This is a genomic window from Xylophilus sp. PBN-3R (assembly GCF_057747805.1).
The window spans coordinates 584,366-605,652 of record NZ_CM173225.1 but is presented as its reverse complement, the minus strand read 5'-3'; the positions used below and the strand labels follow the sequence as shown (position 1 = coordinate 605,652).

General features: G+C 64.9%; 21 protein-coding genes. 16 read left to right on the top strand and 5 right to left on the bottom strand.

The window, feature by feature from the left end:
- Nucleotides 1–30: 30 nt before the first annotated feature.
- Together AC3ANW_RS02835 and AC3ANW_RS02830 are read right to left on the bottom strand one after the other, a co-directional pair.
- Nucleotides 31–495 carry a hypothetical protein gene (locus AC3ANW_RS02835; protein ID WP_488343697.1) on the bottom strand — a complete coding sequence of 155 codons (465 nt, stop codon included), beginning with the start codon at nucleotides 493–495 and terminating at the stop codon, nucleotides 31–33.
- 35 nt (nucleotides 496–530) lie between these two features.
- The gene (locus AC3ANW_RS02830) at nucleotides 531–1,529 is read right to left on the bottom strand and encodes a M35 family metalloendopeptidase (protein WP_488343696.1); all 999 of its coding nucleotides are present in this window, start codon (nucleotides 1,527–1,529) and stop codon (nucleotides 531–533) included.
- Between the two features lie 236 nt (nucleotides 1,530–1,765).
- On the opposite strand from AC3ANW_RS02830, the gene AC3ANW_RS02825 reads away from it, so the two are divergent.
- The 5 genes from AC3ANW_RS02825 to AC3ANW_RS02805 all read left to right on the top strand — a co-directional run bounded on the left by AC3ANW_RS02825 (nucleotide 1,766) and on the right by AC3ANW_RS02805 (nucleotide 8,402).
- Entirely contained in the window at nucleotides 1,766–2,941 is a 1,176-nt protein-coding gene (locus AC3ANW_RS02825; RefSeq protein ID WP_488343695.1) for an EscU/YscU/HrcU family type III secretion system export apparatus switch protein, read from the top strand.
- 167 nt (nucleotides 2,942–3,108) lie between these two features.
- A complete protein-coding gene (flhA, locus tag AC3ANW_RS02820) occupies nucleotides 3,109–5,220 on the top strand; it encodes a flagellar biosynthesis protein FlhA (RefSeq protein WP_488343694.1) in 2,112 nt (703 codons plus the stop codon).
- Nucleotides 5,217–6,872 (top strand): flagellar biosynthesis GTPase FlhF, encoded by a 1,656-nt coding sequence (gene flhF, locus AC3ANW_RS02815; RefSeq protein ID WP_488343693.1) that lies wholly within the window; start codon nucleotides 5,217–5,219, stop codon nucleotides 6,870–6,872. The genes flhA and flhF overlap by 4 nt, the downstream gene beginning before the upstream one ends.
- Nucleotides 6,865–7,689: a hypothetical protein gene (locus AC3ANW_RS02810; RefSeq protein WP_488343692.1), complete on the top strand. Its 825-nt coding sequence runs from the start codon at nucleotides 6,865–6,867 to the stop codon at nucleotides 7,687–7,689. Before flhF ends, AC3ANW_RS02810 begins: the two co-directional genes overlap by 8 nt.
- Nucleotides 7,689–8,402 (top strand): RNA polymerase sigma factor FliA, encoded by a 714-nt coding sequence (locus tag AC3ANW_RS02805; protein WP_488343691.1) that lies wholly within the window; start codon nucleotides 7,689–7,691, stop codon nucleotides 8,400–8,402. Before AC3ANW_RS02810 ends, AC3ANW_RS02805 begins: the two co-directional genes overlap by 1 nt.
- 348 nt (nucleotides 8,403–8,750) lie before the next feature.
- On the opposite strand, the gene AC3ANW_RS02800 is transcribed toward AC3ANW_RS02805, so the two are convergent.
- From AC3ANW_RS02800 to flgA, 3 genes are all read right to left on the bottom strand, one after another.
- Nucleotides 8,751–9,143: a hypothetical protein gene (locus AC3ANW_RS02800; protein ID WP_488343690.1), complete on the bottom strand. Its 393-nt coding sequence runs from the start codon at nucleotides 9,141–9,143 to the stop codon at nucleotides 8,751–8,753.
- 21 nt (nucleotides 9,144–9,164) lie between these two features.
- Nucleotides 9,165–9,500 carry a flagellar biosynthesis anti-sigma factor FlgM gene (flgM, locus tag AC3ANW_RS02795; protein WP_488343689.1) on the bottom strand — a complete coding sequence of 112 codons (336 nt, stop codon included), beginning with the start codon at nucleotides 9,498–9,500 and terminating at the stop codon, nucleotides 9,165–9,167.
- Between the two features lie 185 nt (nucleotides 9,501–9,685).
- Nucleotides 9,686–10,426 (bottom strand): flagellar basal body P-ring formation chaperone FlgA, encoded by a 741-nt coding sequence (gene flgA / locus AC3ANW_RS02790; protein WP_488343688.1) that lies wholly within the window; start codon nucleotides 10,424–10,426, stop codon nucleotides 9,686–9,688.
- Nucleotides 10,427–10,676: 250 nt separating this feature from the next.
- Here flgA and flgB point away from each other — a divergent pair, with 250 nt between their 5' ends.
- The 11 genes from flgB to flgL are packed head-to-tail and all read left to right on the top strand — an operon-like array spanning nucleotide 10,677 to nucleotide 21,224.
- Nucleotides 10,677–11,159 (top strand): flagellar basal body rod protein FlgB, encoded by a 483-nt coding sequence (gene flgB, locus AC3ANW_RS02785; protein WP_488343687.1) that lies wholly within the window; start codon nucleotides 10,677–10,679, stop codon nucleotides 11,157–11,159.
- A 25-nt stretch (nucleotides 11,160–11,184) separates the two neighbouring features.
- Complete coding sequence (flgC, locus tag AC3ANW_RS02780; protein ID WP_488343686.1) at nucleotides 11,185–11,589, top strand: flagellar basal body rod protein FlgC; 405 nt, start codon at nucleotides 11,185–11,187, stop codon at nucleotides 11,587–11,589.
- Between the two features lie 25 nt (nucleotides 11,590–11,614).
- The gene (locus AC3ANW_RS02775; RefSeq protein ID WP_488343685.1) at nucleotides 11,615–12,310 is read left to right on the top strand and encodes a flagellar hook assembly protein FlgD; all 696 of its coding nucleotides are present in this window, start codon (nucleotides 11,615–11,617) and stop codon (nucleotides 12,308–12,310) included.
- 53 nt (nucleotides 12,311–12,363) lie between these two features.
- Nucleotides 12,364–13,587, top strand: coding sequence for a flagellar hook protein FlgE (flgE, locus tag AC3ANW_RS02770; protein WP_488343684.1), 1,224 nt, complete (start codon nucleotides 12,364–12,366; stop codon nucleotides 13,585–13,587).
- A gap of 34 nt (nucleotides 13,588–13,621) precedes the next feature.
- Nucleotides 13,622–14,359, top strand: a complete 738-nt coding sequence (locus AC3ANW_RS02765; protein WP_488343683.1) for a flagellar basal body rod protein FlgF — start codon at nucleotides 13,622–13,624, stop codon at nucleotides 14,357–14,359.
- 34 nt (nucleotides 14,360–14,393) lie between these two features.
- A complete protein-coding gene (gene flgG, locus AC3ANW_RS02760; protein WP_488343682.1) occupies nucleotides 14,394–15,176 on the top strand; it encodes a flagellar basal-body rod protein FlgG in 783 nt (260 codons plus the stop codon).
- 37 nt (nucleotides 15,177–15,213) lie between these two features.
- A complete protein-coding gene (locus AC3ANW_RS02755) occupies nucleotides 15,214–15,897 on the top strand; it encodes a flagellar basal body L-ring protein FlgH (protein ID WP_488343681.1) in 684 nt (227 codons plus the stop codon).
- 19 nt (nucleotides 15,898–15,916) lie between these two features.
- A complete protein-coding gene (locus AC3ANW_RS02750) occupies nucleotides 15,917–17,053 on the top strand; it encodes a flagellar basal body P-ring protein FlgI (protein WP_488343680.1) in 1,137 nt (378 codons plus the stop codon).
- Nucleotides 17,054–17,084: 31 nt separating this feature from the next.
- The gene (gene flgJ / locus AC3ANW_RS02745) at nucleotides 17,085–18,017 is read left to right on the top strand and encodes a flagellar assembly peptidoglycan hydrolase FlgJ (RefSeq protein WP_488343679.1); all 933 of its coding nucleotides are present in this window, start codon (nucleotides 17,085–17,087) and stop codon (nucleotides 18,015–18,017) included.
- Nucleotides 18,014–19,984, top strand: coding sequence for a flagellar hook-associated protein FlgK (flgK, locus tag AC3ANW_RS02740; protein ID WP_488343678.1), 1,971 nt, complete (start codon nucleotides 18,014–18,016; stop codon nucleotides 19,982–19,984). The genes flgJ and flgK overlap by 4 nt, the downstream gene beginning before the upstream one ends.
- 31 nt (nucleotides 19,985–20,015) lie before the next feature.
- Nucleotides 20,016–21,224 carry a flagellar hook-associated protein FlgL gene (gene flgL / locus AC3ANW_RS02735; protein WP_488343677.1) on the top strand — a complete coding sequence of 403 codons (1,209 nt, stop codon included), beginning with the start codon at nucleotides 20,016–20,018 and terminating at the stop codon, nucleotides 21,222–21,224.
- Nucleotides 21,225–21,287 lie beyond the last annotated feature (63 nt).

The window sequence follows — 21,287 nt, the reverse complement described above, 5'->3', positions numbered from 1 at the left end:
CTGATTTAGACCGAGTCGTCCCGCCCGCGCTCAGCGGGGCGACTCGGGTGTGGTGAGCTTCCATTGGTCGCCCGCACACAAATTGCCTTTCGGAAAATACTGGAGCTCAACCCGCTTCACGTCGTCCCTCAGGCCGCCGCCAAACGCGCCGGCATTCCCATAAAAGATTTTTTCCGAAACACTCGTTGTCGGGGAAGACGGGTCAATATCAATAATGGCCAGCCTGACAGCAAGCTCGCGCTGACGACCCAGATGCTCGCCATCCAACTCGTTCTGTTCGACATTGGACGACAGGCCGATTGGTAAAGCGCTCGGGTAGTCTGCGCGCGCTTTTTTCAGCCAAGAAGACAGCTTAGAGAATTCTATTGCAGAAATTACCGACGAATTCTTATCAAAGACGACATCTGTCGCGACAATTACACTGCAGGCCGATGCCGAAATTGAAGGCAATACAAAATTCACGGCAACGACAAAAAATTTATTCAGCAAACTCATAACGTCAACCTTAATTGAAATAGCAATAATATTGATCAATCGGGATATGCCATATCCCACACTACATAGCCAGCAAAACTATCGGCATTCTTCCGAGGCGTCTCTGTATCAATCTGCGCCAATTTCAACGATTCACTCAAATAATAAAATGGATCATCTGTGCCGAAGACATCAATGAAATGTGTTATCTCATGAACAAGCACACTCAACTTGGAGTCCTTGGATCCCGACGTCGGACGCAGCACACAGTAAATATCCGTCACGGCGATGGTATGAGTTGCCGCATCGGTTTTGCAAACGGCAGCCGCTTGGTCGCGGGGACTGCTGGGCAAGCAGCCTAAAGCATCACCAAAATCACCTGTATATTTAACAAAATTCTTTTCGCTCAATCCATTTAGAACGAAGACGCCTCGTTTAAGTCCAGCCTGCAGGAAAACTCTTGTTTCCTCATCCTGCTTGCCAAACCATTGCTTGACTCTGTGCTTAGCCGACATATTCCATATCGAAAGCTCGAGGATTCGTTTTTCAATAAGCCTGACGGCCCGATCACGCAAATCAAGCATCAAATCAAAGAAAGCTTTATCAGTCATATTGGGACAGATATTGCCCGCGGCGTTTACGTTAGAGGGGTACGTCACTAACGCATCAACCACCTTTTTACTGCTTGCCAACGCCCGAGGATTCGGGCAGTACCAGCCGGTGCCCATGGCCGCAGCAGAAAAAACTCCCTCCACCCCACTTCGATCCTCGCAACTCGACATACTCTGCCTGCTAGAAACCAAAGGCTGCGGCGCCGGGCAAGCACACACCACCACGTCGCCCTCCAGCGCCTTCTCCGCATCGCAATAAAAACCACGATAAGGACCACCCGCCTTGGCGATATGACCCACGCTGTTGCAGCCTGCACAGAAAACACGGCCACCGATAAGCGCAATTTGGTGATACATAATGTGCGATGGTGGATGCACCTCGAAAGGCAGCACTGCACCTCCACAGGCAGGCGAATCTCCGACGACGATTAATTTTCTTTCCATGCATTACTCCATCCATTTGTAAGGAGCGGAGCATAAAGATTATCTCTCATGGTGGTTTTATTTTATTGTCATCAAATCCATATGGCACCACCAGACAATTCAATCGATTTATTTTGAAATAACCAGCAGCCAGACGCCGCCTGCGCAAACGCGCGGACAAGCCAGCCCTCAGCCTTCTTTTCAGGCTTTAGGAACGCCAGCCGCTGCCGACAATGGCGCACCCACCCAGGCCGCCCATGGACTCCAGCTCAGACCGCCAACTACCCGCCACCGCACGCAAGCTCCAGCAGGCCAAGGACGATGGCCAGGCCCCACGCTCCCGCGACCTGGCCAATTTGGCGGTTCTGGGGGCAGGTGCGACCGCAGTGGTGCTGCTCACGCCCACCGTTTTCCGGCGCCTGCAACTGGCCATGATCGACCAGTTGCACTTCGACGCCGCCACCCTGCAGACGCCCACCAACATGGTCGACCGCATGCAGGACATGACGATGCTCGGCCTGCTGATTTCGCTGGTGTTCGCCATCCTGGTGGGCGCCGCCGCCGTGGTCAGCGCGATCGCTTCCGGCGGCTGGATCGCCAGCCTGAAACCCATCACTCCCGACCTGAGCCGCCTCAACCCGCTGACCGGCCTGACCAACCTGGTCTCCAAGCAGCAGATGTTCAACATCGCCAAGCTGTCGGTGCTGACGGCGATCATGTTTTTCGTCACCTGGATCTTTCTGCGCGACAGCCTGCAACGTGTCACCTCGCTGGTGATGCAGCCCTCGGCCATGGCGTTGCGCGACCTCGGCGACTGGCTGGTGTCCGGCGTCAGCACCATGCTGCTGGTGGTGTTCGCGGCAGCGGTGGTCGACGTTCCGCTGCAGGGTTTCTTCCTGCGGTCACGACTGAAGATGTCGCACGAGGAAGTAAAGCAGGAGCACAAAAACTCCGAAGGAAGTCCTCACATCAAGAGCAAGATCCGCCAGCGTGCACGCGAGATCGCCAACCGGGCCAGCGTGGCCAAGGTGCCCCAGGCCGACTTCATCCTGATGAACCCGACCCACTACGCCGTGGCCCTGCGCTACGCAGAAGGCGTGATGGACGCTCCCCAGGTCATTTCCAAAGGCTCCGACCTGCTCGCGATGAAGATCCGCGACATCGCCAGGGAACACGACATCCCGGTGCTGCAGTCGCCGGTGCTGGCCCGGGCGCTGTACGCCCACGGCGAACTGGACAAGCCGATTCCGTCGGCGCTTTTCAATGCCGTCGCCCAGGTGCTGGCCTATGTCTATCGCCTGAAGGCGGCCCTGCGGGGCGAAGCCCAGATGCCGGGCGAACTGCCGGTGCCCATGGTGCCGCCGGAACTGGACCCTCACGATCCGGCAGCCGGGCTGGCAAAGGCCAGGAAGATCGCCGACGCGGCCGGCTGATGCGTGCCGCCCGGCATTGCCGCCGGGACCGAAGAAAGCCGATACAGCGGCCGGAACCGCCGCTTATCGGGCTTTAGAAAAGTCGGACGTTTCCGACAATGGACGGGCACCACCACCCCGCCCATGACCATCCAAAACCGCCCATCAGCCACTGCAGGAGCTTGCGCATGAAAGCCCGTGTGATGACCGCCCGCAACTGGATGGGCGCCAACGGAGAAGCCATCAAGGGCATCGCGGCGCCGCTGTTCGTGGTGATGATCCTGGCGATGATGGTGCTGCCCATGCCAGCGTGGCTGCTGGACACCTTCTTCACCATCAACATCGCCGTCGCACTGATGGTGATGATGGTGGCGGCCTACATGGTCAAGCCGCTGGACTTCGCGGCCTTTCCGCTGGTGCTGCTGCTGACCACCCTGATGCGGCTGTCGCTCAACGTGGCCTCCACCCGGGTGGTGCTGCTCGAAGGCCACACCGGCGCGGGCGCGGCCGGCGCGGTGATCGAGGCCTTCGGCCACTTCCTGATCGGCGGTAATTTCGCGGTCGGCCTGATCGTGTTCGCCATCGTGGTGGTGATCAACTTCGTGGTGGTGACCAAGGGCTCCGAACGCATCGCCGAAGTGTCCGCCCGGTTCACGCTGGACGCCATGCCCGGCAAGCAGATGGCTGTCGACGCCGACCTGAACGCCGGCGTGATCGACGAGAAGGAAGCCCGCAAGCGCCGCGCCGAAGTGGGCGAGGAAGCCAACTTCTTTGGCTCGATGGACGGTGCCAGCAAGTTCGTGCGCGGCGACGCCATGGCCGGCATCATCATCCTGCTGATCAACATCATCGGCGGCTTCGCCATCGGTGTGCTGCAGCACGACCTGACCGCGTCCAAGGCGGCCGACACCTACATCCTGCTGGCCGTCGGCGACGCGCTGGTGGCGCAGATCCCCGGCCTGCTGATCTCGGTGGCCGCGGCCATGGTGATCTCCCGCGTCGGCAAGGAAAAGGACGTCGGCGGGCAGGTGATCGGCCAGCTGTTCAATTCGCCCCGCGTCCTGGGCATCACCGGCGGCATCCTGCTGACGCTGGGCATCATCCCCGGCATGCCGCACCTGGTGTTCCTGATGATCGGCGGCGGCTGCGCCTATATGTCCTGGATGCTGTCCAAGCGCCCGCCTCCGCCGGACCCGAAGGAAGTCGCCGCCCAGGAAGCTGCCGCAGCCGCCCAGGCCGCCGCCGTCAACAACGACGGCGAGGCCAGCTGGGACGACCTGCAGCCGGTCGACCTGCTGGGCCTGGAACTGGGCTACCGGCTGATCATCCTGGTGGACAAGAACCGCCAGGGCGACCTGCTGACCCGCATCAAGGGCGTCCGCCGCAAGTTTGCGCAGGAAGTGGGTTTCCTTCCGCCGGCCGTGCATGTGCGCGACAACCTCGAGCTGAAGCCCAGCGGCTACCGGATCACCCTGCGCGGCGTGGTGGTGGGCGACGGCGAGGCCTTCCCCGGCATGTTCCTGGCGATCAACCCGGGCGGCATCACCACGCCGCTGATCGGCACGCCGACCACCGACCCCGCTTTCGGCTTGCCGGCGCACTGGATCGACGAACGGCAGAAGGAAGCCGCGCAAATGGCCGGTTTCACGGTCGTTGATTCAGAGACCGTGATGGCCACACATCTCTCACACTTGATGCAAGTCCAGGCAGCCAAGTTGCTGAGCCGGACGGAAACCCAGCAACTGGTCGAACACGTCGCCAAGCTGGCCCCCAAGCTGATCGAGGAAGTGGTTCCGAAAATGGTCTCCATCGCCGTGTTCCAGAAGGTTCTCCAGCTGCTGCTGGACGAGTCGGTGCACATCCGCGATATCCGCACCATCATCGAAACCCTGGCAGAACACGCCGGCTCCGTGCAGGACCCGGCCGAGCTGGCCCGCCGCGTGCGGGTGGCGCTGTCGCCTTCCATCGTCCAGCAGATCTATGGCCAGGCACGCGAACTCAGCGTGATCGCCATCGAACCCAACCTGGAGCGCCTGCTGGTGCAGGCCCTGGGCAGCAACAACGGTCCTTCGCTGGATCCGGGTGTGGCAGAAATGCTCACCAAGTCGGCGGCGGAAGTGGCGCTCAAGCAGGAAGAAATCGGCCTGCCCGCCTGCCTGCTGGTGCCCGACCAGATCCGCAGCGCCATCGCCCGCCTGGTGCGCCGCGTGGCACCCCGCCTGCAGGTTCTCGCCCACAGCGAGATCCCTGAAACCCATTCGATCCGCATCGGCCCGATCCTCCGAGGAGCCACCGCATGAACATCCGCCGTTTCACCGCCGCCACCGCCCGCGAGGCACTGGCCAAGGCCCGCAACGCTTTTGGCGATGGCACCCTGATCCTGTCGAACCGCCCCGTCGCCAACGGCGTCGAAGTGGTGGCGACCGCAGAGGAATCCCTGTCCGATCTGCAGGCCAGCCACGACGCCGATGTCGGTCTGGCCCCTGCCCGTCCCGCCGCTGCGGCCAAGCCCCTGGCACCGAAGCCGGCCGCCAGCGGCCTGCAGGCCCGTGCTGCCGCCCAGGTCGAAGGACGTCCTGCACTGGGTGCCGCCCGTACTCCGGCCCGCTCCGTTGCTCCGCAAGCCGCTTCCACGCGCAGCTCGGTGCAGGAAGACGCCGAACAGATGTCGATGAGCACGCTGTCCTTCCAGGAGTACGTGCGTGAACGCATGCTGCGCCGCCGCCACGAAGCGCTGACCGGCCAGGCACAAGGCCTGTCCGCCGACGAAGCGCTGGTCGACGCGGCACCGCTCACCATGCCCGTCGCCGAACGTGTCGAACGCATGGAACGCAGCGTCGCTCCGGCGCTGTCGGGCAACGCGCCTCCGCGTGCCGCCGGACAGGCCCGCACGGTGCAGCACGCCATTCCGGCCGCTGCCGCCGCCCGCACCGCCGCACCCGCTCCGCAACGCCGCGTCGCCACCGCACCCGCCGCCCCCTCCAAGGGTGTGGTCGACGAGCTGGCCTCGATGCGCGAACTCATCGAAGACCGCTTCAACACCCTGGCATGGCTCGGCCAGGCCAAGCAGGACCCGATCCAGTCCAACCTGATGCTGAAGCTGATCCGCGCCGGCTATTCGCCCGCCCTCGCCCGTGCCGTGCTGGAACGCCTGCCGCAGGACGCCACCGCCGGTGAAGCCGTGCGCTGGCTGATGGACGTGCTGCAGCGCAACCTGCACACCGCACCCGACAACCTGCCGCTGGCAGAAGAGGGCGGCATCTTCGCGCTGGTGGGCTCCACCGGCGTCGGCAAGACCACCACCGCCGCCAAGCTCGCCGCCCAGTGCGCCCGCCAGTACGGTCCGCAAAGCGTCGGCCTGATCACCCTGGACACCTACCGCGTGGCTGCCCACGAACAGCTGCGCGCCTACGGCCGCATGCTGGGTGTCGTCGCCCACCTGGCCCATGACCGCGCTGCCCTGCAAGACCTGCTGGGCCTGCTGGCCAACAAGAAGATGGTCCTCATCGACACCACCGGCGTCGCCCCGCGCGATCCGCGCAAACGCGACCTGCTGGACGTGCTCGACCTGCCCGGCGTGCAACGCATGCTCGTGCTCAACGCCGGCGGCCATGGCGACACGCTCGACGAAGTCGTCACCTCATTCAAGACCACCGGCGCGCAGCAGGCGATCCTGTCCAAGGTCGATGAAGCCGTGAAGCTGGGCCCGGCGGTAGACGCCCTGATCCGTCACCAGCTGGTGCTGCGCGGCGTGACCAACGGCCAGCGTGTGCCGGAAGACTGGGAAGAAGCAGACGCCGGCCAACTGGTGCGCGCGTCCATGCGTTCGCCGGCCAAGTCGGCCTTCGACCCCAAGGCGGCCGACCTGAGCTTCTTCTTCTCGTCGCCCGTGCCGGCAGCGTCGTCGGCCTACGGCTCGGGAGCCGCCGCGGGGAGCCTGCTCGATGCTTGAGTCCTGCCTCGACCAGGGCGCCGGCCTGCGGCTGCAGATGCCGCAGAGCGCGCCCCGCCTGGCCGCGCTGGTCGGCCATGGCGACACCGACACCGAGCTGCCGTTGCTGTGGCAGTTGTGCGACGCGATGCGTTCCCTGGGTTACCGCGTGGCGGTGCTCGACGTCTCCGCCGACGAAGATTTCGAATCGCCCGGCCTGCGCGGACTGCTCGACGGCAGCCTGGCAACCGACGACGACGAACACGACATCGCCGGTCACATGCCCTGCTACAACCTGGCGGTTTTTCCGGCCCGGCGCGGCCTGGCCGGCCTGATCACCTCGCGCGGCGAGCCGCGCGAAGACGCCTGCATCCGCCTGGGCCGCGCGCTGCGCGCCTACGACATGGCGGTGATGTTCGGCTCGGCCCAAGCGCTGGCCGGCTGGTCGCACCACTGCGCCATCGCGCCGGTGCTGCCCGCCGCGCCGCAAAAGGAAAGCCTGCTGGCCGCCTGGCGATCGCTCAAGGCGCTGGTCGAGGCCGGTGTGGTGCCGACGCTGGCGTCGGTGGTCACCCGTCCCGGCATCGCCACCGCCGGCATCGCGCTGGCGGCACGCGACAACCTGCAGCGCTGCGCAGAAAGCTGGCTGGGCCGGCGGGTCGACGTGCTGCGGGTACGGGCGGCGGCGGACGGCGCCCCGGCCTCCAGCGAAGTGCACCGCCTCGCCTTGCGGCTGATCGAAGGCGCGGCTACGCTTGCCAGTGTGGCCACGCCGCTCGCTCCTGCCCCCGACGCTGGTTTTTCTTCCCGATTCGAACGCCCTCTTCGGAGTCACTGATGTACACCGCCAAAGGCCAGCTCGACCGCGATGCGATGCTCCGGCAGTACGTGCCACTGGTGCGGCGGCTGGCGCATCACATGATCGCCAAACTGCCTCCCAACGTGGAGATCGACGACCTGATCCAGGTCGGGATGATGGGTCTCGCGGAAGCCCTGTCGCGCTACCAGGTCACCCAGGGCGTGCAGTTCGAGACCTTCGCCACCCAGCGCATCCGCGGCGCGATGATCGACGAACTGCGCGAGGGCGACTGGATGAGCCGGGGCTCGCGCAAGAGCCAGAAGGACATCGAGCACGCCCTGCACCGGCTGGAGCAGAAGCTGGGGCGCACGCCGATCGAGTCCGAGATCGCCGCCGAGATGGGCATGGGGCTTGATGAATACCAGAGCATGCTGGCCAAGGTTCGCGGGACGCAGCTGGTCTATATCGAGGACATGTCCCGCGGGGATGACGAAGACGGGTTCCTGGACCGCCACGCGGACGATCCGGATGTCGATCCGATGCAGCAGTTGCGGGATCAGCGGCTACGGACGGCGTTGGTCGAGGCCATCAAGGTGCTGCCGGAACGGGAGCAGTACATCATGAGCATGTATTACGAGAATGACATGAATCTCAAGGAGATTGCTGCTGTTCTGGGAATTACCGAATCACGGGTGTGCCAGTTGCACAGTCAGTCGATTGCACGCTTGCGGTCCAAGATGCGGCATCACTGAGTTTTTTTGTTCAAAGGCCCTTCGGGGCCTTTTGTTATTTTGTGTCGAGGTTTGGGACATCGGCGCACCAAAGCTTCACGCCCTACAGGTTGCAGGAAGACCGACAACGGACAGTGCGCCGGTTTCGCTCCGGATTTGGACGTGGTGATTGATCAAAAGGAGCCGATACCAGAGCGTGAAGCTGTTGGTCCCGACCATCGCTCATGCGATTCCCCGCTCCAGAGGCAACTTTCTTTGGTTACTTTCTTTTTGCCAGAAAAGAAAGTGACTGCACCGCGCACAGACGGCTCACCCCTCAAAAAGCAATAGAAGAAATAACCAGAGCGAAGCGAAGACGACCGAAAAAAATCAAAAGAACCGAGACCCGAACCGGCTCCCGCCACCAGCCCGCCCGGCCGCTTTCGAATAAGTGGCCTTGTCCCCTGCAGAAGAAGGCAACAACGCCTCCAGCGCACGGTCGACCCCCGCCGACCTCCGCGCCAGATTGTCCCGACACATCGCAAACCGTTGCCCCGCAGCCTTCAGCCGACGCTGCAGATCCGCCCCACCCTCACGCACCGCCAAAGTCGGCACCGGTAACAAACCGGCCACATCGACGGACGCATCCCGCAGCAGCGTGGTCGCCAGCAGCAGTGCATCGCCATCGCCCTGGATCAACGCAGCCGACACAGCGTCGAGCTGGCGCTCAAGGCGGCCCAGTCGGGTGTCGATATCGTGAACAGAGACGTTGTTGGGTTTCATCGTTCAGGCAACAAAGGAAAATCAGCCGACAGCGCCCTTGCGCAGCACCTGCTGGGCGTTGGACAGCAGCTTGTCTGCAATGGCTTCCGGGTCGACCTTGAAGGTGCCGTTGGCAATCGCGGATTTCATCGCGGCCACCTTTTCGGCGTCGAAAGAGCCGCTGGCGCCGGAGGTTTCCAGCGAACGGGTCAGGGACGATACGGTGACCGAAACACCCGCCTGCCTGGCGGCTGCGGGGTCGGCCTGGGTGGTGGTGGCGGCCTTGGCGGCCGTTGCAGCTGCCGAAGACGCGCCCGCAGCCGTCTTCGTCGCAGGGGCGGCGAGGTCGGAAATATCAGGGGTTTGACCTATCTTCATCTCTCTCTCCTGGGCCCCGGGGGTGAGGCTTCGTAGGAAGGTCTTCGGCGTTTTCTCGGCAGACTTTAGTCCGATTCGGTTTTTTTACATCTTTTTGGGCGGAAACCTGAAGTGGTCACGTGCCCACTGCGGCAAATGTGCAACAAAGGTCGTGATTTCAACGCAATTGGCGGAAGAGTGAGTCCTCAGATCGCAACGCGGACAGTGCGGGCGTCGACAACGGTTCCATTCATGAAACGGCCGCCGTCCATGCGGACACGGACCGTCTGGCCGACGATTCCGGCGCCCACGGCCTGGCCGTCCGACGTTACCGAAAAACCCGGGCCCTCGGCCACCACCCGCACGTTGGTGCCCGCGTCGAACACCTGCGGCGCCCGCACCATGGCCTGGCGCAACGCCTGGCCGGCATTGAGGTTGCGCACCACCGTGCTGCCCATCCACTGGGCGGCGTCGCCCAGCACCGGCATGGCGTCGTCGGCCCAGTCGACTTCTGCCTGCATCGCATCGCCGGCCTGCAGCGTGGCTCCGGCGGCAACGGCACTGCGCACCACCCATGCCGGGCCGAAGGCCTTGACCTGCACCGGCAAGAAGACGTTCCAGCGCACGGGGCCGTCGATGCAGCGCAGGCCCAGGCGGGTGCGGCCCCACAGGCGCATGCCGGCGGGAATGTAGGGTTCGACCTTGTTGCAGGCCGCCAGGCGCAGCCGGCTGTCGAGGTTGCCGACAGTGACCTCCATGCGCAACGGCATGCCGTTCGGCGGAGGCAGCTTGGCGACTTCCTGCGTCAGCCAGTTCTGGCTCGACGACTCCAGCAGCGCAGGAGAGGCTTCCGGACCGCCCGCGGTCTGCGCCACGGCAGCCAGGGATGCGGCACCGAGCACGACTGCGGCCATCACGGAGAAGGCGGATTTCGAAGAAAGGGCCATGGCGGCAGCTCCTTGAATAGAGGTTCGCCGCGGTCAACGGCAGTTGGCGGCAGGGGGCGGCGGATACCCGTTGAACAGGCACGGCCCCGAGGACGCACTTTAGGCATACCCCCCTCGAAGCAAGAGCTGAAGAGAGGCCGCTTTCCCCGCTTCATCGCGCTTTAGTTCGGCCGGTGCGTTTTGATAATCGGTGCGTCGGACCTCTCACCCACCACGCCCTTAGCCACCACCTTCCGCGGAGCAAAACACCATGCTCGAAAGACTCACCAACCAGCTGGACTTCCATTCGAAGGCCCTGGTGCTGCGCGCCGAACGCCAGCGGGTGATCGCCAGCAACATCGCCAACGCCGACACCCCCGGCTATGCGGCGCGCGACCTGGACTTCGCCAGCGCGCTGCGCAACGCCACCGGCGGCAACGGCAGCGGCAGCACCATGGCCAACGGTGCTTCGCTGCAGCTGGCATCCGCGCAGGGCAACAGCATCGGCGGCGCCTACAAGGGCGGCGACCTCGGGCATTCGGGTTTCCTGCCGATCCCCGGCGCCATCGGCGGCAGTGCGGGCGACGGCAAGCTGGCCTATTCCATCCAGACCCAGCCCGCGATGGACGGCAACAGCGTGGACCTGGACCGCGAACGCGCCGCCTTCGCCGACAACTCGGTGCACTACGAAGCCACGCTGCGTTTCATCAACGGCCAGGCCAAGACGCTGCTGACAGCGATCCAGGGCCAATAAGAAACAACGAACAAGGAAAACCACCATGTCCATGTTCTCGATCTTCAACGTCTCCGGCAGCGCGGTCAGCGCGCAGTCGCAGCGGCTGAACGCGGTGGCCTCCAACCTGGCCAACGTCGAAGCCGTGGCCGGTCCGGACGGCAAACCCTTCAAGGCCCGCCAGGTCGTGTTCCAGACGGTGCCGATGGGCGACGCGGGCACCGCCGGCGTGCGGGTGGCCCAGGTCACCGAAAGCCAGACGCCCGGCCGCAAGGTGATGGACCCCTCCAACCCGGCCGCCGACGAGCAGGGCTACGTCACCCACTCCAACGTGAATGCGGTGGAAGAGATGGTCAACATGATTTCCGCCTCGCGTTCCTACCAGAACAACATCGAAGTGATGAACACCGCCAAGACCCTGCTGCTGAAGACGCTGCAGATGGGCCAGTAAACAACCCGTCCACGGGAAACCCGCCATGACATCCAGTACCGCCACCGCCGCGCTCGCCTCCACCACCACCTACCAGCCGACTTCGTCGCTGAGCGGCAGCACGTCCAGCTCGGGCACCACCGGGACTACCAGCGCCGACGACCAGCAGGACCGGTTCCTGAAGCTGCTCGTCGCGCAGCTGAACAACCAGGACCCGATGAACCCGATGGACAACGCGCAGATGACCACCCAGATCGCGCAGATCAACACGGTGTCGGGCATAGAGAAACTCAACACCACCGTCAGCAGCCTGGCCACGCAGATGGCCGCCATGCAGGGCATCCAGGCCAGCGCGCTGATCGGCCACGACGTGCTGGCATCGGGCGACACCGTGTCGATCGACAGCACCAGCAACAAGGGCAGCGGCCTGTTCACCCTGGACGGCACCGCCAGCAACGTCACCGTCAAGGTGAGCACCGCCGGCGGCACCACCGTGGGTTCGCTCAACCTGGGCGCCATGGAAGCCGGCCAGCACAGCTTCGACTTCAACTCCACCGGCTACACCAGCGCCGACGGCCTGAAGTTCACCGTCACCGCCACCAACGACAAGGCAACGGTCGGTTCGACCGGCCTGGTCAAGGGCACGGTCGCATCGATCGGCTCCGACACCGCCGGCGCCTTGCAGCTCAAGTTCAAGGACGGCAATTCGGCCGCCTACACCTCCGTTAAGACGATCCTCTGATCGATCCCGACCGTTTTCGCCACCCACTCTCCCAGCGCTAAGGAGCACCAGCCATGGCTTTCCAACAAGGTCTTTCGGGCCTCAACGCCGCCAGTCGCAACCTCGACGTGATCGGCAACAACATCGCCAACGTCAACACCACCGGCATGAAGGCCTCGCGGGCCGAGTTCTCGGATCTGTACGCATCCAACCTCGGCAGTGGCGGCAGCGCCAACACGCCCGGCATCGGCGTGCAGACCGCCGCCATTTCGCAGCAGTTCAGCCAGGGCAACCTGACTACCACCGGCAACGACCTGGACCTGGCCATCAACGGCAACGGCTTCTACACGGTGCAACTGCCCAACGGCGAAACGGCCTACACCCGCAACGGCACCTTCAAGCTGGATTCCGACGGCAACATCGTGACCAACGGCGGCGCCAAGCTGCAGGGCAACATCTTCGACCCGATCACCGGCGCGGTGACCAAAGGCACGCTTTCGCTGCCGACCGGCAAGGGAGTGGCGGGCCACCAGAGCACCGAGATCAACATCTCCGCCAACCTGGACACCCAGGCCGTGGTCTACAACTCGGTCACGCCCAACACCGCGCTGAGCACCTACGGCACCTCGGTCACCGCCTACGACTCGCAGGGCGCGGCCGTGCCGGTCGGCCTGTATTTCCAGAAGACCGACGCCAACACCTGGAACGTCTACGCCGACTATCCGCAGGGCAACAGCACCACCTCGACCACCGGCACGCCGGTCGGTTCGGTGACTTTCGACGCCAACGGCAACATTTCCTCGGGCAGCACGCTGACCCTGCCGGGCATCCAGATCAAAGGCGCGGCCACGCCGGCATTCGACGTCAAGGTCGACCTGACCAGCCTCACCCAGAACGCCTCGTCGTTCTACGTGTCCAGCCTCAAGCAGGACGGCTACGCACCGGGCGAGCTGACCGGCATGGCCTTCTCGGAAAACGGCACCCTGACCGCGCGTTATTCGAACGGCCAGACCCAGTCGACCGGACAGATCCAGCTGGCGAACTTCCGCAACGTGCAGGGCCTGGAGCCCTCCAGCGGCGACTACTGGAAGGAAACCGTGGCCTCCGGCGCTCCCATCAAGAACGCTCCCGGCTCGGGCAACTTCGGCAAGATTTCGTCGGGCTCGCTGGAAGACTCCAACGTCGACCTGACGGCCGAGCTGGTCAACATGATGACCGCCCAGCGCGCCTACCAGGCCAACGCCCAGACCATCAAGACGCAGGACCAGATCATGAGCACGCTCGTGAACCTGCGCTGATCGAACAAACCAGACAAACGTCGAGGTGAGCTAGATGGATCGTTTGATTTACACATCGATGACGGGCGCTTCCGCCGCTTCCGAGCGGCAGGCGGTGCTGGCCAACAACCTGGCCAACGTGTCCACCAACGGCTTCCGCCAGGAGCTGTTCAACTTTCGTGCGGTGCCGATCAACGGCGACGGTTCGAGCACCCGGGTGTTCGCTCTGGAAACCGCCAGCACGCACGACGACACGCCCGGATCCATCCAGTACAGCGACCGCAACCTGGACGCCATGCCGCAGGGCAACGCCTACTTCGCGGTGCAGGCGCTCGACGGTACCGAAGCCTACAACCGCAATGGCGGTTTCCAGGTCAATGCCAACGGCACGCTGGTCAACAGCGTCGGCATGACGGTGCTGTCGGCCGACGGCGGCCCGATCGACATTCCGCAGAACGCACAGGTCGCGCTGGGCGCCGACGGCACCATCACCGCCAAGGTCGACGGCCAGCCGATCAACACGGTGGGCCGGCTCAAGCTGGCCACGCCGACCGCCGAAGACCCGCTGCGCCGCAGCGAGGACGGCCTGTTTCGTCCGACCTCGGGCAACCCGATGGCCGCCGACGCCAACGCCCGCCTGCAGACCGGCATGCTCGAAGGCTCCAACGTCAATGCCGTCGGAACCATGGTGGCCATGATCGAAGCGGCCCGCCAGTTCGAATCCAACACCCGCATCCTGCAGACCGCGGAGCAGGGTGACAAATCGGCCAGCCAGTTGCTGTCCGTGGGCTGAAGCGCCCTAACCCCATTCCTGCGAGTACACCGCCATGATCAATTCCCTCTGGATCTCGAAGACCGGCATGGAAGCCCAGCAAACCCAGCTGGACGTCATCTCCCACAACCTGGCCAACGTCTCGACCAACGGCTACAAACGCGCCACCGCCGTGTTCGAAGACCTGATGTACCAGAACCTGCGCCAGGTCGGCTCCAACACCACCGAGCAGAACCAGCTGCCCACCGGCCTGCAGCTCGGCCTGGGCGTGCGCACCGTGGCCACCGCGCGTTCCTATGCCCAGGGCAGCCTGCAGCAGTCGACCAACCCGCTGGATGTGGCGGTGAAGGGCAACGGATTCTTCCAGGTGACGCAGCCCGACGGCACGCTGGCCTATACCCGCGACGGTTCGTTCGAACTCAACGCATCCGGCCAGCTGGTGACCAACAACGGCCTGGCCATCGCCAACGGCATCACCATCCCGGCCAACGCGCAGAGCATCACCATCGGTGCCGACGGCGCCGTCAGCGTGGTGCTGCCGACCAGCGCCACGCCGCAGCAGGTGGGCACCATCGCCCTGGTCAACTTCATCAACCCGGCCGGCCTCGAGCCGCGCGGCTCGAACCTGTTCACCGAAACCGCCGCTTCCGGCACGCCGCAGACCGGCACGCCCGGCACCAACGGCCTGGGTACGGTGATGCAGGGTTTCGTCGAGACCTCCAATGTCAACGTGGTGCAGGAACTGGTCGGGATGATCCAGACCCAGCGCGCCTACGAAATGAACAGCAAGGCCATCCAGACATCCGACCAGATGTTGCAGAAGCTGGCCCAACTCTGAATAGCACCCAGAGACATACCGCACGGAGACACGCCCCATGCAACGCCTCACCTCCCTTCTCGCGGCCGCGCCCCTGGTCGCCCTGCTCTGCACCGGCTGCGAAACCATGCAGCCCAAGGTGGACATGCCTGTCACTGCCGCGCCGCAGCTGATCTATCCGGCCCGCGAACCGGTCTCCGCCAGCGGCGGCCTCTTCAGCACCGCCACCTACCGCCAGGCCTTCGAAGACCGCCGGGCGCGGCTGGTGGGCGACACGGTCACCATCAACATCGTCGAGAACGTCAGCGCCAGCCAGACTTCCACCTCGACAGTCGACAAGAACGGCACGGTCAAGGCCGGCATCACCGCCCTGCCCTTCTTCGGCGCCGCCTCGCTCGCCGCCAAGACCAACATCGCCGCGACCGATGCCAACACCTTCGCCGGCAAGGGCGGCACGCAGAGCGCCAATACGTTCTCGGGCGCCATCACCGCCACCGTGGTGCAGGTGCTGCCGAACGGGCATCTGGTGGTCACCGGCGAAAAACAGATCGGCGTGAACGAGAACGTCGACGTGATGCGTTTCAGCGGCACCATCGATCCGCGGGCCATCCAGGCGGGCAGCCTGGTGTCCTCGACCCAGGTCGCCAACGTGCGGATCGAGTCCCGCGGTCGGGGTCAAGCCGGCGAAGCCCAGCAAATGGGGTGGCTTTCCCGGGTCTTTTTGAACGTTCTGCCTTTCTGATGCTTGGGAGAATCCTCCCATGCACCCCGCCCTTACTTCCTCCTTCCTCCGGCTGACCGCCCTCTGGGTCGCCGCCTTCGGCCTGGTTTTCGGCGCAATGCCGGCCCAGGCGATGCGTATCAAGGAAGTCGCGTCGGTGCAGGGCGTTCGCACCAACCAGCTGACCGGCTATGGCCTGGTCATCGGCCTCGACGGCACGGGTGACCAGACCACCCAGATGCCGCTCACCACCCAGAGCCTGACCAACTACATGCAGCAGCTCGGCATCACATTGCCGGCCGCGACCGCATCGCAGCTGCAGCTGAAGAACGTGGCCGCGGTGATCGTCACCGCCCAGCTGCCCGCCTTCGCCCAGCCGGGCCAGATGATCGACATCAACGTGTCGTCCATCGGCAACTCCAAGTCGCTCAAGGGCGGCACCCTCATCACCACCCCTTTGCGTGGCGTGGACGGCGAGATCTACGCACTGGCCCAGGGCAACGTGGCCGTCGGCGGCGCCGGTGCCGCGGCCGGTGGCAGCAAGGTGCAGATCAACCACCTGAGCGCCGGCCGCGTGCCGCAGGGCGGCCAGGTCGAAAGGGCCATCCCGACGCCGCTGCAAGAGGGCGATTCGATCAAGCTGGACCTGAATTCCTTCGACTTCCAGACCGCCCGCCGGGTGGCCGAAGCCATCAACCGCCGGCTGGGCAGCGGGCTGGCTCGCGCGCTGGACGGCCGTACCGTGCAGGTGCAGGCGCCCACCGATGCCAATTCGCGGGTCAGTTTCCTGGCCGACCTCGAAGAGATCCCGCTCGAACTGAGCGCACCGTCGGCCAAGGTCGTCATCAACGCCCGCACCGGCTCCATCGTGCTCAACCAGTCGGTCACCCTGGGCCCATGCGCCATCGCCCACGGCAACCTGTCGATCACCATCAATTCGACGCCCGTCATCAGCCAGCCAGGCGCCTTCAGCGGCGGCCAGACGGTGGTGGCGCAGAAGAGCGACATCCAGATCAAGCAGGAACCCGGCATCCTCATGCAGGTCCCCGCATCGCCCCAGCTGGCCGACGTGGTGCGCGCGCTCAATGCGCTGGGCGCCACGCCACAAGACCTGTTGGCGATCCTCCAGGCGATCAAGGCCGCCGGCGCGCTGAACGCCGAGCTGGAAGTGATCTGACCAACCGCACCCACGCGGCAAGGGCTTGACCATGGCGATTTCATCCACTTCATCTTCATTCGGGCTGGGCAGCGGCAGCACCACGCCCAACGAGGCGCTGGCGGCCGACTCCCGCTCGCTCAACGCCCTCAAACTGCAGGCCGGCAACAGCAGCGACCCCAAGGCCATCAAGGCGGCTGCCAAGCAGTTCGAGTCGCTGTTCATGCGTGAACTGATGAAGTCCATGCGCGAAGCCACCATGAAATCCGGCATGAATGACAGCGAAGGCGAGAAGCTGGGCACCGACATGCTCGACCAGCAGTTCGCCGTGTCGATGTCCGGCCAGCCCGGCGGCCTGTCGGAAATCATCGAGAAACAGCTCAGCGCCCAGTCCGGCCTGAAAGCCGGCACGCTGCCTCCTTCGACCATTTCGCTGGGCGGCGTCAGCGCGGCCAAACCCACGCCGGTGGCCGCCGCCCCGACCGGCAGCGCGCAGGGCGACTTCGTCCAGAAAATGGGCGACGCCGCCGCCACGGTCAGCGCCGAGAGCGGCATTCCGGCCAGCTTCATGCTGGGCCAGGCCGGCCACGAAACCGGCTGGGGCAAACACCTCATCAAGAACAAGGACGGCAGCAGCGCCAACAACCTGTTCGGCGTGAAGGCCACCGGCGACTGGAAGGGCAAGGTCGCCGAGGTGACCACCACCGAATACATCAACGGCCAGCCACGCAAGGTGGTGGCCAAGTTCCGTTCGTACGACTCGGTCGAAGACTCGTTCCGCGACTATTCCAAGCTGATCAACGAGAACCCGCGCTACGCCAACGCCAGGCAGAAGACCGATTCGGCCCACGCCTATGCGACCGAACTCAAGCGCGCCGGTTACGCCACCGACCCCGCCTACGCCAGCAAGCTGAGCCGCGCCATCGCCAGCGCCGCGCACTGGCAACAACGCAGTGTCGTAGCCGACGCAGGTCAACATTCATGAGCCTGCTCAACGTCAGTGCACGGGCGCTCACGGCCAACCAGACGGCCCTGTCGACCATCGGGCACAACATCTCGAACGTCAACACGCCGGGCTACAGCAAGCAGACGGTGCAGCTGGAAACGGCGGGCGGGCAATACACCGGCGCGGGTTTCATCGGCCGGGGCGTGACGGTCGCCACCATCACCCGCAACGCCGACCAGTTCCTGACCAAACAGGCCACCCAGGCCGCCGCCGTGGCCGCATCGGACTCGACGCGCTCGGCCAGCCTGTCGCAGCTGGAGGACATCTTTCCCGGCGGCACCACCGGCCTCGGCGCGTCGATCACCGACATGCTGAACGCCTTCACCGATGTGTCGGCCGCCCCCACCGACCTGACAGCCCGTTCGGTGGTGCTGACCCGCGCCAACGAAATGGCCGGGCGCTTCAATACCGCCTCGTCGCAGCTGAACGAACTGCAGTCGACCACCCAGCAGAAGCTGCAGGACGACGTCACCGCCGTCAACGGACTGGTGACCCGCATCGCTGCGGTCAACCAGCAGATCGCTCTTTCGCACGGCCAGGCGCAGCAGCCCAACGACCTGCTGGACCAGCGCGACACGCTGATCCGCAACCTGAACCAGTACGTCCAGACCAGCCAGATCCCGGCGGACGACGGCAGCACCAACATCTTCCTGGGCAGCCAGCCGCTGGTGCTCGGCACCACCACCGCCCAGGTGTCGCTGGTATCCGACCCGAACGGCGATCCTTCGATCATGAAACTGTCGGTGCAGCGCGCCGGCACCCTCACCACCACTCTGGACGAGAACCAGATGGGCGGCGGCGAAATGGCCGGCCTGCTGAAGTTCAACAACACCGACATCGCCGAAGGCCGCAACCTGCTGGGCCGCCTGGCGCTGACCACCACCAGCGCCATCAACGAACAGCATTCGCTGGGCCTGGACCTCGACGGCAACACCGGCGCCAACCTGCTCAACCCGATCAGCATCCCCAACGGTTATGCCGCGTCCTACAACACCGGCACCGCGACCGTGGGCGTGCAGGCGGCCGACATCAGCAAGCTGACGCCGTCCGACTACAAGGTGACGCTGACATCGGGCAGCACCGGTTCGATCACCCGGGTGTCCGACGGCCAGATCACCAATTTCGACCTGAGCGCCGGCCAGCCCACGGTGGACGGCCTGGCCTTCAACATCGGCGCCGGCGGCGTCGGCGGCGACAGCTATTCGGTGAAACCCTTCGCCGCCGCGGCCAGCCAGATGGGCACGGTGTTCGCGTCGCCCCGCCAGCTGGCCGTGACCAGCCCGGTGGTGGCCTCGGCTGCCGCCGACAACAAGGGGACGGTGACGGTGCAGGGCCTGATGGCCACGTCGAAGAACGCCAACCTGGCCAGCGACGCCATCCTGACTTTCGACACGCCGACCAGCTACACGGTCACGGTGCCGCCCGCTGCAGCCGGCCCCAGCCAGGCCTACACCAGCGGCCAGACCATCAAGCTGAACGGCTGGGAACTGAGCCTGAAGGGCGTACCCACCGCCGGCGACGTGGTGATGGTGCAGGCCAACGACGCCAGCATCGGCACGCCGATGCGCGCCGCCGGCACCTGGCCCACCACCTACACCGCCACGCCGGCCACCACCGTCGGCGGGCCCGTCACCACCACCGCCGGCAATGCCGACGCCATCGCCGCCTTGCGCGACAAGACGGTGTACGACGGCTCGCCCTTGTCCGACGGTTATGCCGGCCTCATGTCGCAGATCGGCACGCGGGTGCAGAGCGCGCAGTTCAACGCCAGCGTGTCGGGGAACATCTCGACCAGCCTGGACAACAGCGTGTCGTCGGTCAGCGGTGTCAACCTCGACGAAGAGGCCGCCAAGCTGCTGCAGTACCAGCAGGCCTACCAGGCCTCGGCCAAGATGATCCAGGTGGCGCAGAGTCTGTTCGACTCGGTGCTGTCGGCGATGCGTTGACATCGGCAATCGGCAATAGGAAACGACATCCATGAGCACCAACAGCCGCGTCGGCACCGCCACCAGCTACGCCACCGCCCTGCAGAACCTGTCGCAGCGCCAGCAGGCACTGGTCACGCTGCAGCAGAACATGACCTCGGGCCTGAAGATCAACCGCACCAGCGACGACCCGACCGGCGCCGCCCAGGCCGAACGCGCCGGCACCCGCATCGCCCGCATCGCCGCGGACCAGCGGCTGCTGGCTTCGCAGCGCGACACCATCGCCACCGCCGAATCCACCCTTGGCGCCACCACCGACGCGCTGCAGAGCTTCCGCGAACTGGTGGTCAGCGCCGGCAGCGGCACACTGACGCCCACCGACCGGGCCTCCATCGCCCAGCAGCTGACCAGCCTGCGCGACGAGATCTTCGCCAATACCAACAAGACCGACAGCAACGGCACGCCGCTGTTCAGCGGCCTCGGCAGCGCCACCACGCCCTTCACCAACACGCAGACCGTGCAGTTCGAAGGACTGTCGGGCCAGCGGGTGGGCGGCGGCAACACGGTGTCGCCGACGCTCGACGGCCAGGCGGCCTTCATGAACGTGCCGAGCGGCAACGGCACCTTCACCGTGGCCACCGGCAGCGGCAACATCGGCACCGTGTCGGCGGACGCCGGCAGCGTGACCAGCCCCACCGCCGTCACCGGCCACAACTACACCATCGCCTTCGCGGTGGACGCCACCAGCGGCGCCAAGACCTATACCGTCACCGACATCACCGCCGGCACCACCGCCGCCACCGGCACCTACAAGGAAAACGGCGCCATCGCTTTCGACGGCATCTCGATGACGGTCAAGGGCTCGCCAGTCGCCGGCGACACCTTGAGCGTGGCGCCCAGCGCCCGCAGCGACCTGTTCACCACCCTCGACCAGACCATCGCCAACATCAAGAACGCGACCAGCAACTCCGGCGCCCTGCCCACGCAGATCGCGCAGTCGCTGTCGCAGATCGACGCCGGCATGGCCCGGGTTTCGTCGGCGCGCAGCCTGGCGGGCGACATCCTGAACCAGGCCGACCGCATCAAGGACGCGCAGGGCGTTCGAACCGACCAGCTGAAGGCCGAGAAGTCCGCCGCCGAAGACCTGGACATGATCAAGGCGGTGTCGGAATTCTCCAGCCAGCAGACCGGTTACCAGGCTGCGCTGAGTTCGTATGCGCAGATCCAGAAGCTGTCGCTGTTCACCTATATCAGCGGGTGATTGAAGGCTTCTGGCCGGAGCGTGGAGAATCCGGTGGTTTGAGAAAACCACCTCTTCTGGCTC